This window comes from Natrinema marinum (assembly GCF_024296685.1).
GTDB lineage: Archaea > Halobacteriota > Halobacteria > Halobacteriales > Natrialbaceae > Natrinema > Natrinema marinum.
Map to the genome: position 1 here is coordinate 2,025,154 of NZ_CP100763.1, position 15,754 is coordinate 2,040,907.

At 64.7% G+C, this 15,754-nt stretch carries 16 protein-coding genes and 4 pseudogenes; 10 read left to right on the plus strand and 10 right to left on the minus strand.

All coding sequences use genetic code 11. The features are described 5' to 3' along the window. The first annotated feature begins 7 nt into the window (after positions 1-7). The 4 genes from NKH51_RS10010 (at position 8) to NKH51_RS10025 (ending at position 3,425) form a co-directional block, all read left to right on the plus strand. Positions 8-283, plus strand: a complete 276-nt coding sequence (locus NKH51_RS10010) for a DUF7989 family protein (protein WP_254761547.1) — start codon at positions 8-10, stop codon at positions 281-283. Next, positions 280-1,701: a 3-isopropylmalate dehydratase large subunit gene (leuC, locus tag NKH51_RS10015; RefSeq protein ID WP_254761548.1), complete on the plus strand. Its 1,422-nt coding sequence runs from the start codon at positions 280-282 to the stop codon at positions 1,699-1,701. The genes NKH51_RS10010 and leuC overlap by 4 nt, the downstream gene beginning before the upstream one ends. Beyond that, entirely contained in the window at positions 1,698-2,333 is a 636-nt protein-coding gene (leuD, locus tag NKH51_RS10020) for a 3-isopropylmalate dehydratase small subunit (protein WP_254761549.1), read from the plus strand. Before leuC ends, leuD begins: the two co-directional genes overlap by 4 nt. A 177-nt stretch (positions 2,334-2,510) precedes the next feature. Continuing rightward, positions 2,511-3,425, plus strand: a complete 915-nt coding sequence (locus NKH51_RS10025) for a DMT family transporter (protein WP_254761550.1) — start codon at positions 2,511-2,513, stop codon at positions 3,423-3,425. A 23-nt stretch (positions 3,426-3,448) separates the two neighbouring features. Here the strand turns inward: NKH51_RS10025 and NKH51_RS10030 are convergent, their stop codons facing one another. Together NKH51_RS10030 and NKH51_RS10035 are read right to left on the minus strand one after the other, a co-directional pair. After that, positions 3,449-3,934, minus strand: a complete 486-nt coding sequence (locus NKH51_RS10030) for a DUF8154 family protein (protein ID WP_254761551.1) — start codon at positions 3,932-3,934, stop codon at positions 3,449-3,451. Further along, positions 3,927-4,616, minus strand: coding sequence for a nucleotidyltransferase domain-containing protein (locus NKH51_RS10035; protein WP_425606666.1), 690 nt, complete (start codon positions 4,614-4,616; stop codon positions 3,927-3,929). The genes NKH51_RS10030 and NKH51_RS10035 overlap by 8 nt, the downstream gene beginning before the upstream one ends. Positions 4,617-4,792: 176 nt before the next feature. On the opposite strand from NKH51_RS10035, the gene leuB reads away from it, so the two are divergent. The 4 genes and pseudogenes from leuB to NKH51_RS10055 form a co-directional block, all read left to right on the plus strand. Next, complete coding sequence (gene leuB, locus NKH51_RS10040) at positions 4,793-5,773, plus strand: 3-isopropylmalate dehydrogenase (RefSeq protein WP_254761553.1); 981 nt, start codon at positions 4,793-4,795, stop codon at positions 5,771-5,773. A 34-nt stretch (positions 5,774-5,807) separates the two neighbouring features. Next, a complete protein-coding gene (locus NKH51_RS10045; RefSeq protein ID WP_254761554.1) occupies positions 5,808-7,064 on the plus strand; it encodes an MFS transporter in 1,257 nt (418 codons plus the stop codon). A 339-nt stretch (positions 7,065-7,403) separates the two neighbouring features. Continuing rightward, the gene (locus tag NKH51_RS10050; RefSeq protein WP_254761555.1) at positions 7,404-8,627 is read left to right on the plus strand and encodes a transposase; all 1,224 of its coding nucleotides are present in this window, start codon (positions 7,404-7,406) and stop codon (positions 8,625-8,627) included. Between the two features lie 62 nt (positions 8,628-8,689). Beyond that, positions 8,690-9,028 (plus strand): annotated as a pseudogene (locus NKH51_RS10055) (alpha/beta hydrolase); the annotation flags it as partial. A 13-nt stretch (positions 9,029-9,041) separates the two neighbouring features. Here NKH51_RS10055 and NKH51_RS10060 read toward each other — a convergent pair. Beyond that, a pseudogene (locus NKH51_RS10060) lies at positions 9,042-9,659 on the minus strand (hypothetical protein); the annotation flags it as partial. Between the two features lie 70 nt (positions 9,660-9,729). Beyond that, on the minus strand, positions 9,730-9,867 hold the full coding sequence (locus tag NKH51_RS10065) for a hypothetical protein (RefSeq protein WP_254761557.1): 138 nt from the start codon (positions 9,865-9,867) through the stop codon (positions 9,730-9,732). A 53-nt stretch (positions 9,868-9,920) separates the two neighbouring features. On the opposite strand from NKH51_RS10065, the gene NKH51_RS10070 reads away from it, so the two are divergent. Then, a complete protein-coding gene (locus tag NKH51_RS10070; RefSeq protein WP_254761558.1) occupies positions 9,921-11,186 on the plus strand; it encodes an RNA-guided endonuclease InsQ/TnpB family protein in 1,266 nt (421 codons plus the stop codon). An 80-nt stretch (positions 11,187-11,266) separates the two neighbouring features. Here NKH51_RS10070 and NKH51_RS10075 read toward each other — a convergent pair. Both NKH51_RS10075 and dph5 read right to left on the minus strand, forming a co-directional pair. Beyond that, positions 11,267-11,476: pseudogene (locus NKH51_RS10075) on the minus strand (hypothetical protein); the annotation flags it as partial. 86 nt (positions 11,477-11,562) lie between these two features. Continuing rightward, positions 11,563-12,336 carry a diphthine synthase gene (gene dph5, locus NKH51_RS10080; RefSeq protein WP_254761560.1) on the minus strand — a complete coding sequence of 258 codons (774 nt, stop codon included), beginning with the start codon at positions 12,334-12,336 and terminating at the stop codon, positions 11,563-11,565. Positions 12,337-12,549: 213 nt separating this feature from the next. Here dph5 and NKH51_RS10085 point away from each other — a divergent pair, with 213 nt between their 5' ends. Further along, complete coding sequence (locus tag NKH51_RS10085; RefSeq protein ID WP_254761561.1) at positions 12,550-12,726, plus strand: hypothetical protein; 177 nt, start codon at positions 12,550-12,552, stop codon at positions 12,724-12,726. A 246-nt stretch (positions 12,727-12,972) separates the two neighbouring features. On the opposite strand, the pseudogene NKH51_RS18860 reads toward NKH51_RS10085, so the two are convergent. The 4 genes and pseudogenes from NKH51_RS18860 to NKH51_RS10105 all read right to left on the minus strand — a co-directional run. Next, a pseudogene (locus NKH51_RS18860) lies at positions 12,973-13,086 on the minus strand (Rieske (2Fe-2S) protein); the annotation flags it as partial. A gap of 57 nt (positions 13,087-13,143) precedes the next feature. After that, positions 13,144-14,373 carry an RNA-guided endonuclease InsQ/TnpB family protein gene (locus NKH51_RS10095; RefSeq protein WP_254761562.1) on the minus strand — a complete coding sequence of 410 codons (1,230 nt, stop codon included), beginning with the start codon at positions 14,371-14,373 and terminating at the stop codon, positions 13,144-13,146. After that, on the minus strand, positions 14,374-14,517 hold the full coding sequence (locus NKH51_RS10100; RefSeq protein ID WP_254761563.1) for a DUF2080 family transposase-associated protein: 144 nt from the start codon (positions 14,515-14,517) through the stop codon (positions 14,374-14,376). It lies immediately after the preceding gene. Between the two features lie 307 nt (positions 14,518-14,824). Then, a complete protein-coding gene (locus NKH51_RS10105; RefSeq protein ID WP_254761564.1) occupies positions 14,825-15,667 on the minus strand; it encodes a DUF2182 domain-containing protein in 843 nt (280 codons plus the stop codon). Between the last annotated feature and the right edge of the window lie 87 nt (positions 15,668-15,754).

The following is a 15,754-nucleotide window of genomic DNA, read 5'->3' on the forward strand; positions in this document are numbered from 1 at the left end:
ACCACCAATGAGCGAAGACAATCCGACAGACACGATGGCCGACGTCAGCCACACGAACCCCCACACCGGGGAGACGGCTGGCCGGCTGTTCGATCGCGGCCCGACCGTCGCAGCCGACGGGGGGACGGACCGTAGCGAACGGACCGCAACCGATTCGAACGGGCGCACAGACGACGAACCGACCGACACGATGGCGGACGTGGATCACACGCCGCCACAGGACGCCGAGGGCGCGAACCGCGTCTTCGAGCGCGGCCGAACACCCGTAGAGGACGAGGAATGAGCGAGGGCACGCTGTACGACAAGGTCTGGGATCGCCACAAGGTAACGACGCTGCCGACGGGACAGGATCAGCTGTTCGTCGGCCTCCACCTCATCCACGAGGTCACGAGTCCGCAGGCGTTCGGGATGCTCCGCGAGCGCGACCTCGAGGTCGCCTTCCCGGAGCTGACCCACGCGACGGTCGATCACATCGTCCCGACGGCCGACCAGTCTCGGCCCTACGCCGAGGACGCGGCCGAGGAGATGATGTCCGAACTCGAGGAGAACGTCCGCGAGGCCGGCATCGACTTCTCGGACCCGACGACGGGCGATCAGGGGATCGTCCACGTCATCGGGCCGGAGCAAGGGCTGACCCAGCCCGGAAAGACGATCGTCTGTGGCGACAGCCACACCTCGACTCACGGCGCGTTCGGCGCGCTGGCCTTCGGCATCGGGACCTCCCAGATCCGCGACGTGCTCGCGACGGGCACCGTCGCCATGGAGAAACAGAAGGTCCGCAAGATTCAGGTCGACGGCGAACTCGGCGAGGGCGTCGAAGCGAAGGACATCATCCTCGAGATCATCCGCCGGCTCGGCACCGAGGGCGGCGTCGGCTACGTCTACGAGTACGCCGGCGAGGCCATCGAGTCGCTGGGGATGGAAGGCCGGATGTCCATCTGTAACATGTCCATCGAGGGCGGCGCCCGCGCGGGCTACGTCAACCCCGACGAGACCACCTACGAGTGGCTCGAGGGGACCGACTACTTCCAGGAGAACCCCGAGAAGTTCGACGAACTCAAACCCTACTGGGAGTCGATCCGCTCCGACGCGGACGCCGAGTACGACGATATCGTCCGGATCGATGCGAACGAACTCGAGCCGGTGGTCACCTGGGGCACCACGCCCGGGCAGGGCGTCGGCGTCACCCAGCCGATCCCGGCACCCGAGGATTTACCCGAAGACAAGCAGGACACGGCCCGGCGCGCCCAGGAGCACATGCGCGTCGAGCCCGGCGAGACGATGGAGGGCTACGACATCGACGTCGCCTTCCTCGGCTCCTGTACGAACGCCCGCCTGCCGGACCTGCGACGCGCCGCCCGGATCGTCGAGGGCCGCGAGGTGGACGACGACGTGCGCGCGATGGTCGTCCCCGGCAGCCAGCGCGTCCAGACGGCCGCCGAGGAGGAGGGGCTCAAAGATACCTTCGAGGAGGCCGGCTTCGAGTGGCGCAACGCCGGCTGCTCGATGTGTCTCGGCATGAACGAAGACCAGCTCGAGGGCGACGAGGCCTGTGCCTCCTCCTCGAACCGGAACTTCGTCGGCCGACAGGGCAGCAAGGACGGCCGGACCGTCCTGATGAGCCCGCAGATGGTCGCCGCGGCGGCGATCAACGGCGAGGTCTCTGACGTACGCGACCTGAAGGAGGTGAACCTCGCATGAGCGACGAAGTCGAGATTCCCGAGGTCAACTACGTCGCCGGCTCGGGCGTCCCGATCCGCGGCAACGACATCGACACGGACCAGATCATCCCCGCGCGGTTCATGAAGGTCGTCACCTTCGACGGCCTGGGCGAGTTCGCGTTCTTCGACCTGCGCTTCGACGACGACGACAACCAGAAGGAGCACCCGTTCAACGAGGACCGCTATCAGGACTCGTCGGTGATGGTCGTCAACTCGAACTTCGGCTGTGGCTCCTCGCGCGAACACGCCCCGCAGGCGCTGATGCGCTGGGGGATCGACGCGATCATCGGCGAGAGCTTCGCCGAGATCTTCGCGGGCAACTGTCTGGCCCTCGGCATCCCGACCGTCACGGCCGACAGCGAGACGATCGGGGAACTGCAGGACTGGGTCGACGCGAACCCCGACGGCGAGATCGAGATCGACGTCGAGGCCGAGGAAGTCACCTACGGTGGGCGGACGATCGACGTCACCGTCGACGAGGCCCAGCGCAAGGCTCTGGTCGAGGGCGTCTGGGACACGACGGCGCTGATGAAGTCCAACGCCGGCGCGGTCCGAGAGAGAGCTCGAGAGCTGCCGTACGTCGAGGAAAGCGCGATTCCCGAAGCCGAGTAGCGCGTTCCGACGCCCATTTCGCGGCTCGGTTTCGACTGTTCGTCGCGCTCGTTTCTCCAGCCGCTCGAGCGAGGCGTACCGACTCGAGCCGCGTCATGGTCCATGGTATCACGCCGGAACCGGCAGGTCCGTACCGACATCGCGAGATACTTCGGCGCCAGGCCGGTATCCTGTCCTATGTCTCGGTCCTTCGACGCACCGCTTTTCGTGGTGCTCGCCGTTCTCTGGGGATTTTCCTTTCCCGCGATCTCGGTCGGTCTCGAGTCGCTGCCGCCGCTGCTCTTCGCGGCCGCCCGCTACGACATCGCCGCGGTCCTGTTGCTGGGCGCGGCCGTCGTCCGGGTCGAGCGGTGGCGACCGACGGCGCGGAAGGATCTAGCGGCCATCGCCGGCGGCGGCGTCTTCCTGATCGCCGGTAACGGCCTGCTCTTTCTCGGCCAGCAGACGGTCCCGAGCGGCGTCGCCGCGATCCTGCAGGGACTCGTACCGATCATCACCGCGCTCTGGGCGATCCCGCTGCTGGGCGAGCGCCTCTCGGGGCTCGGTGCTGTCGGCGCCGCGATCGGCTTTCTGGGCGTCGGCCTCATCGTCCAGCCCGATCCGGGGAACCTGCTGGCCGGCGACACCGCCGCGCGGCTGCTCATCGTCGGCCAGGTCTGCAGCGTCTCGCTGGGAGGGGTCCTGATACAGCGGGCCGATCCGACCCTCGAGCAGCTGCCGCTGGTCGGCTGGTCGATGCTCGTCGGCGGCCTCGTCTTGCACACGGTCAGCGCCGGGTTCGGCGAGGGACTCGGTGCGGCCGTGTTCGACCCGCTGTCGCTGGCCGCCCTGCTCTATCTCGGCGTCTTCGCGACCGCGGTCGCGTTCATGATCTACTTCGGGATCCTCGAGCGCCACGGTGCGTTCGAGGCGGCGCTGATCGGCTACCTGGTGCCGATCGTCGCGACAGTCGCCGGCGTAGTCCTGCTCGACGAGTCGATCGGCGCGCTGACGGTCGGCGGGTTCGCGCTGGTCGCCGTCGGCTTCGTCCTGCTCAAGCGCCGCGCGATCGCCGACGCGGTCGGGGTCTCGAGCGGCGTCGGCAGTCCCTGAGCGGCGACAGACCCCGTCGTCGCTCATCCGCAACGGCACTCGTGACGCTTCGACGATTGGTTGACCACGTACTCGTGCGTCTCCGACGCGAGTTCGAACAACAGTTGCGCGCGTTCTCTCGCGGCGAGCCCGTCCTGGTAGTACGTCTTCGCTCGATGGTTTCGCCACAGGTCCTGCAGATTTTCGGCGACGTGTTCCGAGAGAATACCGCGTCTGGTTGCGTCCGCGTACACGCCGGGATGCGTTCCCGGCAAATCCCTCGGTTCGACACCGCCCTCGAGTAGTTTGAATTCGATGACCCGTTCGATGGCGACGAACGATGCCTCGATCACGAGCGTGTAGTATCCTTGTTCGAGAAGCGCCGCTGCTCCGGCGAGTAGTCGACATGACTTCCGGAGCTGAAGGAGGTCCGCTTCGTTCGTCTCCAACCCGGTTTCGATCTCGTCCGGTCGACGGTCGAACGCGGCCTGCACCTCATCTATCAGCGTCTCGATTCGAGTACTACTCATCACTCATCACTTCTTTTCTGACTCGATGGAACTCCTCACCGCCTCGGACGGTGATCCCTTCCCGAAATACTTCTCGGAGTTTTTCACCCGCGCGCTGTGCACTCTCGACGGTTTCGACGAACGGTTCGAACGTGTACCGATCGCCATCGAAGCGCTCCTCTCCAAGTTCGGTCGCGATGTGAGAGACGATACGGCGAGCGACGGTTCGGTCGCCGTCGACGAGGACGAACACATCGATGTCGCTCTTCCGGTCGGCCTCACCGCGAGCGACGCTCCCAAAGATGAGTAACCCAAGCAGCCGATCAATCTCGTCGGCTTCCTCGGCTGCATCCTCGACTCGCCGGACGAATGCTCGAACAGGTTCGTGGTATTCCGTCTGCTCGATAGCGAGAACAGGATCGTCTTTCTCGAGATGGTTCGGATCGATGGCGACGTACTTCCGTTGTGTCGTCTCACGTATCTCGACGACATCGAGTTCTTCGAGCAGGTCGATCGCTCGCCAGACAGTCGATCGACTGTGGTCCGTTTCGCTGGCGAGCTCTGCTATCGTGAATTCCGATTCGTGGGCGTCAACGAGCAGTCGTAACAGGTCGTCCGCAGCACGAAATCTGAATATCTTCGTATCGTCTCCGGGTTGGAGACGCAGACAAACTCGTGTTTGGTGTTTCATCTCGTCGGACACTGTCCTATTATCTGCAACGAGGTATAAAGATTGGCGCGAAGAGGCCTACTTTCTGACCGAGCGCGTGACCGGTTTCGACTATCAACGCTCGCGACCGCGAGGCGCAACCGATGTCGTCGGCCGCTCCCGCTACCGGTATCGATACGCTCTTTTCGGCCCCCCGTCGATGTTCGGGCATGACTCACGAAATCGCCGTCATCCCGGGCGACGGGATCGGACAGGAAGTGACACCGGCCGCCGTCGAGGTCCTCGAGTCGCTGGATATCGACTTCGAGTTCGTCGAAGCGGACGCCGGCGACGCGGTCGAAGCGGAGACCGGCGAAGCGCTCCCACAGGAGACGTACGACCTCGCGGCGTCGGCCGACGCGACGCTGTTCGGCGCGGCCGGTGACTCGGCCGCAGACGTCATCCTGCCGCTCCGGGAGGCGGTCGACTCGTTCGTCAACGTCCGCCCCGCGAAGGCGTATCCGGGGATCGACGCGGTGCGACCCGAGACGGACCTAGTCTTCCTCCGAGAGAACACGGAGGGCGTCTACGCGGGCCACGAAGACCGGCTGACCGACGACGTGTCGACCCTGACCCGCGTCGTGACGGAATCGGCCTCCGAACGCCTCGCCGAGTTCGCCTGCGACTACGTCGCCGGCGACGAGCACGACGGCTTCTCGATCGTCCACAAGGCCAACGTCATGCGCGAGACGGACGGCCTCTTCCGGGACACCGTCAAGGCGGTCGCCGACGACGCGGGCGTCGAGACGGACGAGGTGCTGATGGACGCCTTCGCGACGCGCGTCTGTCTCGATCCCGAGCAGTTCGACGTCGTCGTCTGCCCGAACCTCGCGGGCGACGTGCTCTCGGATCTGGCCGCCGGCCTCGTCGGCGGGCTCGGCCTGCTCCCCTCGGCCAACATCGGCCCCGACCGCGCGCTGTTCGAGCCGGTCCACGGCACCGCGCCCGACATCGCCGGCGAGGGCGTCGCGAACCCGGCCGCGACGATCATCTCGGCGGCCATGCTGCTCGAGTACCTCGGCTACGACGAACAGGCAGACGCCGTTCACGAGGCCGTCGAGGCCACGCTCGCCGAGGGGCCGCGCACGCCCGATCTGGGCGGGGACGCCTCGACCGAGGACGTGACCGAGGCGATCATCGACCGGCTGTAACGGCTCGCAGACCGAGACTGACCACCGTTTTCGAATGGATCGAAACGACAGGGCCGTGACCGCGTTCGCCATGCTGGGCCACGCGACCTTCCACACCTACGAGCTGGTGATCCCGATCTTCGTCGTCAGCTGGCTCGAGGCGTTCTCGGCGACGCCGGCGGTTCTGGGGACCGTCGTCGGCGCGAGCTACGCCCTGATCGGGATCGGCGCGCTACCGAGCGGGCTGCTCGCCGATCGGATCGGTTCGAAGCGGCTCGTGCTGGCCTGCCTGCTCGGGATGGCCGGCTCGTTCGCGCTGGTGAGCGTCGCGCCGACGCTCGCGGTGCTCGCGGTCGGGCTGTTGCTGTGGGGCGCGGCGGCGAGCCTCTACCATCCGGCCGGACTGGCCCTGCTCAGCCGCGGCGCGAAAGAGCGAGGCGCCGCCTTCGCGTACCACGGCGCGGCGGGCAACGTCGGCGTCGCGACCGGCCCGCTGCTCGCCGCGGTCTTGCTCGCGTTCGTCGGCTGGCGGACCGTCGCCGCCCTGCTCGTCGTCCCGGTCGTCGCGGCCGCGGTCGTCGGCGCGCGCCTCGAGTTCGACGAGACAGCCGGGGCCGACGCCCGCGAGACGGGCGACGAAGCCGGCAGGGACCAGCCCGATAGCCTCGCGACGTTCGTCGCCAGTTCGAAACTGCTCTTCACCGGCGGGTTCGCGCTGGTGTTCGCGACCGGGGTCCTCTACGGGCTGTACTACCGGGCGACGTTCACGTTCTTGCCCGATATCCTGGCGGGACTCCCCCTGTTCGAGGCGGTGGCGCTGGCCGGGCGGTCGTTCGAGCCGAGCCAGTACGTCTACTCCGGGTTGCTGCTCATCGGCGGGCTCGGCCAGTACGTCGGAGGGATCATCGCCGACCGCGTCCGAGTCGAGACCGCCCTGCTCGGCGGCTACGCGGCGCTTTCGGCGATCGCGCTCGCGTTCGTGCCGGCGGCGAACGCGGGGCTCGGACCGCTGCTGGTCGTCGCCGGGCTGCTCGGGTTTCTCGCCTTCACGATCGCGCCGATCAATCAGGAAGCGATCTCGGCGTACACCCCGGCCGACGCGAGGGGACTCTCCTTTGGCTACTCCTACACGGCGATCTTCGGCGTCGGCGCGATCGGATCGGCGCTGGCCGGGCTCGTCCTGACGCGGTCGACGCCGACGACGCTGTTCGTCGTCGTCGCCGCCTTCGCAGCGGTCGCCGCCCTCATCGGCGGGACGCTCCGTCGCCGCTCCGGACTACGGTCCCCGGACGGCGTCCCTGCGAACGACTGAGCGGGCCTCAGCAGTCGATCCGGCGACCCGAGAGTTATCACCGGGGCCGTGGTACCGGGGGCCATCTTTAAACAGCGAGGGAACCCCGGCCTTTAGGCCGGGTGGGGAATCGCGTCACTCGACTACGCTGTCCGCCGATCATTCTCCTCTCTCGGAATCCAACTGTTCTTGCGCGTAGAGCATCATTCCCTTCCAGGTCAGACCTTGGCGCTTCTTTGTCTCTTTCAATTGTTCGTACTGGTCGTCGTCTACTTCGAAATTGATGTTTGGCACAAGTCATTCTTACACTCCGATATACTTAATCTCGTCTAAGATATATCTAAGTTTGCGTCCGATACGGTGACGAAAACGCTGCAGGCTACGCTCGCCACGCCCACTACGGGCAAAGAGCAACGCCTACGGAACCTCTTGGACACCTACCGAACTGCACTCCACGACGCTTTCGACGCTGGGGCAAACACGATGTCCGCTGTCAACGATATCGTGACGCCCTATGACCTGCCGTATCAGGCCAAAGACGCGCTCAAGTCCTACGTCCCAAAGCTTCGGGACACGTACAATGCCCGCGAGCTCGACGACGAGCATCCACTTCGACTCGTCAACCGGGCTGCGAAGTTCGACTACTCTGATGAGCGTGAATACGGCTTTGTCTGGCAGGCTCCACAACCCGGCCGTGGGACGAACTTCTGGATTCCGCTTCAGATCAATCCGGAACAGGAATCTCTGTGGTTCGACTTGCTCAACGACGACGCGAAAGCGGGCGAGCTTCGTCTTCAGCGTCACCGAACGTCGTGGGAGTTGCACGTCACCGTTGAGTTCTCCGTCGACGAACCGACTGAATCGGACGATCCAACGTACATCGGTTTCGACGTCGGTGAGAGCGCGTTGATTACGGGCTGTGCCCTCAAACGCGACGTACCACGGGAGCCGATGATAGAAAGTGGCAGTCGTGCCCGACACCTCCGCAAGGAAATGTTCACGACTCTGAAACGCCTGCAAGAGCGCGACGCCGCCGAGTGGCGGATCGACGAGCGATTCGACCACTACCAGAACGCGCTCACGGATATCATCGAGAAGGTATCTCGGTGTGCCGTCGAGTACGCTAAGTCCTTCGAGGACCCGGTAATCGTGCTCGAGGACTTGTCGTACATCCGCGAACGACTCGACTACGGCAAGTTCATGAACCGGCGTCTCCACGCGTGGGCGTTCGCTCGACTCCAGGGCCGTATCGAGGACAAGGCGTCCGAGGCCCGGATTCGAGTTGAGTACGTCAACGCGGCGTACACGTCGCAAATCTGCCACGCCTGCAACCGCCTCGGGCGACGAGACGAACAAGCTGAGTTCGTCTGTCCGCACGACGACTGCCACGTAACAGAGTTCCAAGCAGATATCAACGCGGCGGCGAACATCGCCGGTCGCGTAGATCCGTGGGGAGAGAGCGTTCCTTGGGAACCGGAACACGATGACTCACCTCGGAACGGGAGCGCCAGTGACAGCGCCACAGTCCACCGCGAGACGAGCGAGAAATCCTCGCAGATGACGCTCGCGGCCTACTCGGACTGAAACCTGCCAGATTGGCTTCCCCTTGTAGGGGAAGCCCCGCCGTTCACGGCTGGGAGGATGTCACCTCGCCGAAGTACTGCGACCTCGAGGCGATCACCGACATCGACCCCGACGAGAAGCCGCCGATCACGTGGATCCGCGGCGATTCGGACCAGATCGTCTCGAACGCGTCCCTGTTCGACGTCGGCACGCTCGGCCGAATGGGAGAACTACCCGGCTGGCCCGGCGAGGACGTCTTCCCGCCCCAGCCGATGGTCGATCAGACCCGCGCCGTCTGCGAGACCTACGCCGACCGCGGCGGCGAGTACGAGGAGGTCGTCTTCGGCAAGACGGGGCACGCGCCTCACATCGAGGTCCCCAGCGACTTCATGGAGCGGCTCCAGGCCGTCCTGCGCGGCTGAGGTCGCGGCGTTCTCAGGGCTTCGGCGGCCGCTCGGCGGCGGCTTCTTCCTCCCGTTCGTCGGTCGCGCCCTCGCTGCGCATCGATCGCAGCGTCGACAGCCCCCGCTCTCGAGTTACGCCCTTCGAGATCCTGACGCCGTCGAACGTCCCCTCCCAGCGCTCGTCGTTCGCGCCGAGGTGATCCATGTAGTACGCGAACGCCCCGAGCCACAGCAGCGCGGCGGTGAGCGCGACGAAGGCGCCGACCGAGACGAGCGTCGACGGGCCGAGCGCGCCGACCGCGATCCCGGCGACGACGTAGACGAACGCCGCGATCACCATGAGGACGGTGATCGTCGCGAACATATCGTTGACGGCCGTCACCCGGGCGTTGTACTCGATCCACCGCCCGTAGCTTCTGAGCAGTCGCACCTCGAACCGGTCGCCGTCGGCGGCCGGTTCGGCCCGCGCCGTCGCGAGCGCGGCCTCGACCGCGTCGCCGTCGATGCCGCCCCTGAGGTTCGACGCCGTGTACGTCACGCCGGCGAGTCCCGTCGATACCAGCAGGAGGAACCCGCCGGCGACCGTAAAGAGGTTGACGAACGGCGCGACCGGGAAGTCGACTTGGACCACGATCGAGCCGCCGGTGACAGAAAATAAAGCGTATGCCCCCGTCTGAAGGCAGGGGGTCGAGCGGTAGGCACTACCGAACAGTCACCGACTACAGGCCGTCTTCGGTCTCCAAGTCCTCGGCGGCGTGGATAAGCATCCCTCGCCACGTGAGGCCGCGCTTCTCTTTCACGTTAGAGAGCCACTCGTACTGTTCATCGTCAACCTTAATGTGCAGGGTCCGTCCCATACCCACCTACAAAATACATACACTTATGTATGTCATGGTTGTAGAATATAATGATGAAGCGGGCCAACAAGTTCGTCGTTCGCCCCCAATCCGAACAGGATCGGGAGCTACTGCACGAACTGTTGGACGCTTCTGCCAGCCTCTGGAACGAGCTTACCTACGAACGGCGCCAGCAGTACTTCGACGGCGAAAGCGTTTGGGACACCGCCGACTACCGCAAACAGTATGTCGGTGTTCTCGGCAGTGCCACCGCCCAACAGCTCATTCGGAAGAGCAAGAGCGCGTGGAAATCGTTCTTCTCGCTCAAACAAGACGGCGAGAGGTGCTCCCCACCCGGCTACTGGGGCAAGGAGGACGACGGTCGTACGCTGCGGACCTACGTTCGCAACGACCAGTATACACTGAAACTCGGCGACTGCTCACGTCTCGAGATTCCCGTCGGGAAAGAACTCAAAGAGAAGTACGGCCTTGGCTACACCGAGCGTCTACGCCTCGAAGTTGCGGGCGACCCGGAGTGGAACGGCAAGCAGGGCCGATTGGAACTGTACTACGACGAGCCTTCGGACCAATTCAGGGCCTTTCAGCCAGTCAATGTCGACAATTCTCGACTGGATTCACCACTGGCGGACGAAACCGCCGCTCTGGATATCGGTGTGAACAACATCGTCGCCTGTACGACCACTACCGGCGAGCAGTACCTGTATGAAGGTCGCGGCCTCTTCGAACGCTTCCGCGAAACAACGCGAGAGATCGCCCGGCTACAGTCAAAACTCCGCGAGGGCAGATACTCGTCGAACCGGATACGGCGGCTGTACCGCCGACAGACGCGTCGACGCGACCACGCCATGGACGCACTCGCCCGCGATCTCGTAGAACGGCTATACGAGGAGGGTGTCTCAACGGTGTACGTCGGCGACCTCACCAACGTACTGGAGACGCACTGGTCGGTGCGAGTGAACGCCAAGACACACAACTTCTGGTCGTTCCGCGCGTTCATCGACCGGCTGGCGTATACCGCCGAGGAGTTCGGTATCTCCGTCGAAGTGCGAACGGAAGCATGGACCTCACAGACGTGTCCGAACTGTGGTTCGACGGAGGACACGACTCGCCACCGCGACACGCTCACGTGCACCTGCGGCTTCGAGGGTCACGCAGACCTCACGGCGTCGGAGGCGTTCCTGAGGCGGCACGAAACAGACGTACCACGGCCGATGGCACGGCCCGTGCGATTCGAGTGGGACGACCACCACTGGTCGGAGCTACCACACTCTCGCGAAAGTTCCAAAGAAGCGCGCACGAACCGGAGTATCCACGCATAGGAGAAAGTCGCTCGCGTGGTGGTTCGGCATGAGCCGAGTCCCCAATGTGAGGATTCTCGCGCCCTTTAGGCGCGGGAGGATGTCAAGACGACCCCGATCAACAGGAGGTTCGCCTTCAGGATCTCGATCGCCTTGGCGTCGATCTCGCGGATCCGTTCGATCTGATAGTCGAACGTCGTCCGAAGCTCCTCGCGAGCCAGTTCGATCGTCTCCCGATCGAACTCGCCCGACGCGTCGGCCGTCGCCGAGACGTCGCGGGCCGACTCGTCCGTGCCCTCCGGGCCGCTCATGCGCTACCCTTTCTCGCCCCGACCGTAAATCCCCCGGCGGTCGGATCCGCTCGAGAGGGCGCCGGCCTCGTCCGACGGTCCCCCTATCAGGCGATTTCGAGGGCGTCGCGATCCGCCCCGGCCAGCTCGACCAGCGCGTCGGCCTCGAGCAGGTGACACTCCCCCGGAACGACGAGCAGGTGCAGCGGGTCGCCGAACGTCCGGTCCGCGAGGTCGGTCATCGTCCCGGCCTCGACGAGCGGGTCGGGGCTGCCCGCGCGGGCGACGACGACGCCGACCAGATCGGGGTACTCCTCGGCGAGGAGGTCGGCGCCGGTGTCGGCGGTCATGTACTCCTCGCGTTCGGCTTTTATATCGAGGTAGACGACCGTGTGCAGCCCGTCGGCCCGATTCGCATCGATCGTCTCGGTCACGCTCGCGGGGAGACCGTCGGCCCCGTGGGCGTAGGGAAACGGGAGCGTCGTCGCCTTCCCGAACCGGTAGTTCTGCAGCCCAGTTAGCGAACTGGTCGCCGTCTGGGCCGTGACGCCGTGGATCACCCGCGTCTCGATCCCGCGGTCGTGAGCCCGCAACCGGAGGTCGACGTGGGTCGTCGAAATCATCGTGTCGCCCGCCGTCAGAAAGGCCACGTCCTCGCGTTCGGCCGCCTCGAGCATCTCTTCGGGGTGTTGTTCGACGCCCGCCCGATCGCGGACGTCGATCTCGATCTCGTGGGCGGACTCGAGGTCTTCGATCGTCGTCCCGATCAGCCGGCTGGTGTAGAACTCGGCGTAGACGCGGTCGGCCGCCCGGAGGGCGTCGCGGCCCTCGACGGTGATCGACCGCTCGTCGTAGAGGCCGAGACCGATGAACGTGAGCATAGCGAGTCGTAGCGGGAGCATCCGGAATATGCTTTCGAGACCGGCCGCCGCGTTCCACCGTCGAGTAACGCCGTCGGACGCCGTTCGAATCGATTTCCGGTTCTCTGCCACGTGAGCGAGCCGGAGCCGAGGTGAAACCGTCCCGACGCGGCGATCCGCCTGCGACCGCTCGCCCTGCCGCACATTTATGTCATCTAGAAATGTAGTCTCACTATGGTCCGACGGATCATTGCCTGGCTCCGCGAACGGATCGCCGTCGAGGACGCCGAGGAGCGTATCGAGGGCACCGGCGAAGCGATCACCTCCCCACAGCACAGGCGGACGCAGGAGGCCCGACGGCTCCTCGAGCGACAGGACGAACACCCCGAGCGCCGACACGAGGAGCCGTAGGTCGCTGTTTCGAGACGCGAATCTCGGTTCGATCGTCGCTCTACAGTCAGAAGCCGATATGGGAGGTCGACGCGGGGCCGTCGTCATCGTCCTCGTCGTCGATCCGCCCTCGTGGGCGAAGCTCACGTCGCCGTCGGTGAGATAGACGACGCCGTCGTCGACGGTCACGTCGACGGCGGGCAGTGTGGTGTCGGCCGCCTCGCCGTTGTCGCAGTGGCCCGAACAGGAGTCGAACATCGAGCCGTGTTTCGGACAGATTATCTGCCCGTCGCGCATCGCCGCGCCGCGGCCCGTATCGAGCCGCTGAGCCTCGTGCGTACACCGGTTGATCCAGGCTTCGACGCCGTCGTCGCACGGCACGAGGATGACCTCGTCTTCCTCTCCGTGCTCGTCTTCGATCGTGACTTCCTCCCCACCCTACTCGTTCACCGCTGACGCGGTTCGCTTCTTGAGGGTGGGGCTTCCTGCTTCCACGACGCGCTTTGCAGACACCGAATCGGTGTCCGGAGGGAGCGCAGTCTCCACAGGCGGTGATTCGGGACAGCCCGTCCCTACTTGTTCAAGACCGCGAGAAAGGATGTTCCACGACGCATTCGCGTCTCTGTCCGCCTCGAACCCACACGACGGACACGAATGCTCGCGTACCCACAACGGCTTGTCCGTCTCGGTTCCGCACGACGCACACTCTTTGGTCGTGCCTCGGGGGTCCACGGCGACGAAGTGCGTTCCTTCCCGCTCGCACTTGTATTCGAGCATTCGGAGGAACGTCCCCCACGAGGCACCGGCTCGGTTCCGAGAGTTGCCCGGTAGTTCGACCAGCCCCTTCGTGTCCAAGTCCTCGACCGCTACAAGGTCGTACTCGCGGGCGTAGTACGCCGAGAGTTTGTGCAAGAAATCACGTCGCTTGCGCTTCAGGTCGGCGTGGCGTCGAGCGACCGTCTTGCGGTTTTCCTCCCAGTTGTTCGAACCGTGTTCTTTCCGCGAGAGGTTGCGTTGAGCGCGTTCCAACCGCTCGCGTTCGTCGGAAAGGTCCGGCGACTCGACGGCGGTCCCGTCGCTGTCGTGGACGTATTTCAGGATTCCCACGTCGATACCAACTGCGTCAGTCACCTCGTCGGGCTTCTCGGGTGGGTCGTCAGAGGTTTCGACGCCGAGGATGGCGTACCACGTGCCGGTGGGTTCGCGTTTGACCGTGACGGTCTTGATGGTGGCGTCGTCGGGCAGGTCGCGGTGGAACGTGATGGGGATGTCACCAATCTTCGAGAGCCACAGTCGCGTCCGACCACTCGTGTTTTTGAGTGTGAAGCCGGACTGACTGTAGGTGAACGACTGGTACTCTCTCGGTGCTTTCCACTTTAACTCCCCGACGTTGTAGCCGTTCTGCTTCCGGCCGTTGAGCGTCGAGAGGTTGTCGTACAACCGCTGGACGACTTTCTGAAGTACCTTCGAGTGAACGTCTCGCAGGCCACTCCACCAGTCTTTTAGGTCCGGTAGGCGCTTCTGCTCGGAGTACGACGAGGTATCGTCGTGTCTATTGAGACGGTGGAGGAAATGGTTGTAGACCTGCCTACAGGTATCGACAGTCCACGCTAACCGCTCGCGGAAGTCGTCGGTCGGGTTCAGCCGATACCTGTAGTTGTAGTTCATCTATTCGTCGTTCGGGTCGGATGTGCGGACGACTTTCACGTCCGCGCCACGCCAGCGTTTCGGGACGTAGACGTGAGCGCCGTTACCGGTGGCTTTCACGTCGCCATCCACGACTTCGTGGCCGTTGATTGTGAACTGCCCCATGTACGATGTAGATACATTGTCGGGACTCATAAACGTTCTGGTTGGCCTGTGGGCCTGTCGTTGTGGAGTGTATGTGTGACGATGACGGCGCTGTATCCCCGCCCTACTGCGCTACTCGGTCGCTTCGCTCCCTACGTTGCTTATTGAGGACGGGGCATTAGCGCCTGATTTTTAGGTAAACAGCCACGACCGACTCTCGTGGACCGTCTCGACGGTCGTGAGTCGCGTTCGCTCGCTCATCGATAGCAGCCGATACGGGCGTCGAACGGAAAACGCCCCCGCCGAAGGGGCGACGCCGACGGCAGTCTCAGAGCGCGAACGCGAGCGGGAGGTCCGGTCGGAGCAAGAGTACGAGGAGGCCCGCGACGAGCGAGAGGACGCCGGTGCCGACCGCCAGTTCCTCGCCCCAGGTCGGAAGCCGCTCGACCGTCACGACGGCCGTCAGCGCGACCATCCAGACGAGGTTCATCTCACCGAAGAAGATCATCGCGAGGAAGAAGACGCCGAAGCAGGTGAGGATGCACTGAACACCGTGGTGTGCTCCTGCCCGAACCGCGTCCACTGCATCGTCCGAATGCGAGCCGACGGACGCACAGCACGTCCGCAGGCGCGACCGCTTGAACCGCGAGACCTGGTAAATCCCGGTGAGAACGAGAACGCCCCCGATGACGAAGGGCGTGTACTCGCGAGTGAGCCCGTAGATTCCGCCCGGGAGAACCGCGTTGTACAGGAGCGGCACGCAGGCCGAGGCCGCCCAGACGACGCAGTAGCCCCCGAGGAAGGCCGCCAGCGCCCGCGCCGCGCCGACGGCCGATCCCCGATACGCGGCGGTGTACTCGCGAGTGAACCGCGTCATCGCCGGTTGCATCATCGCCCACATCATCACGCCCCACATGACGGTGTACCCGGCGATCGCCTCGAGCGTCCCGACGTGGAAGACGGCACGCTCCATCGCGCCGGGCGCGGCCATCGGGATTTCGGCCGCCATCAGCCACCGCATCCCCGGCATCGGGACGGAGCCGCCGTACAGCAGGAGCCACCAGACCGCATCGAGACCGAGCATCGCCGTCACGACGGCGGTCGTCCGATCGATTTCGATCGAGAGGTGATTGGTCGCTCCCTCGAGTGCGGATCGAAGCGAGACGGTCATCGCCTTGCGGTAGCGAAGAAACCCCGTGCCTTAGCACGGAGAGGAATCGTGTTCGTTCGTGTCTCGACTTGCCCTACAACGGCCCCT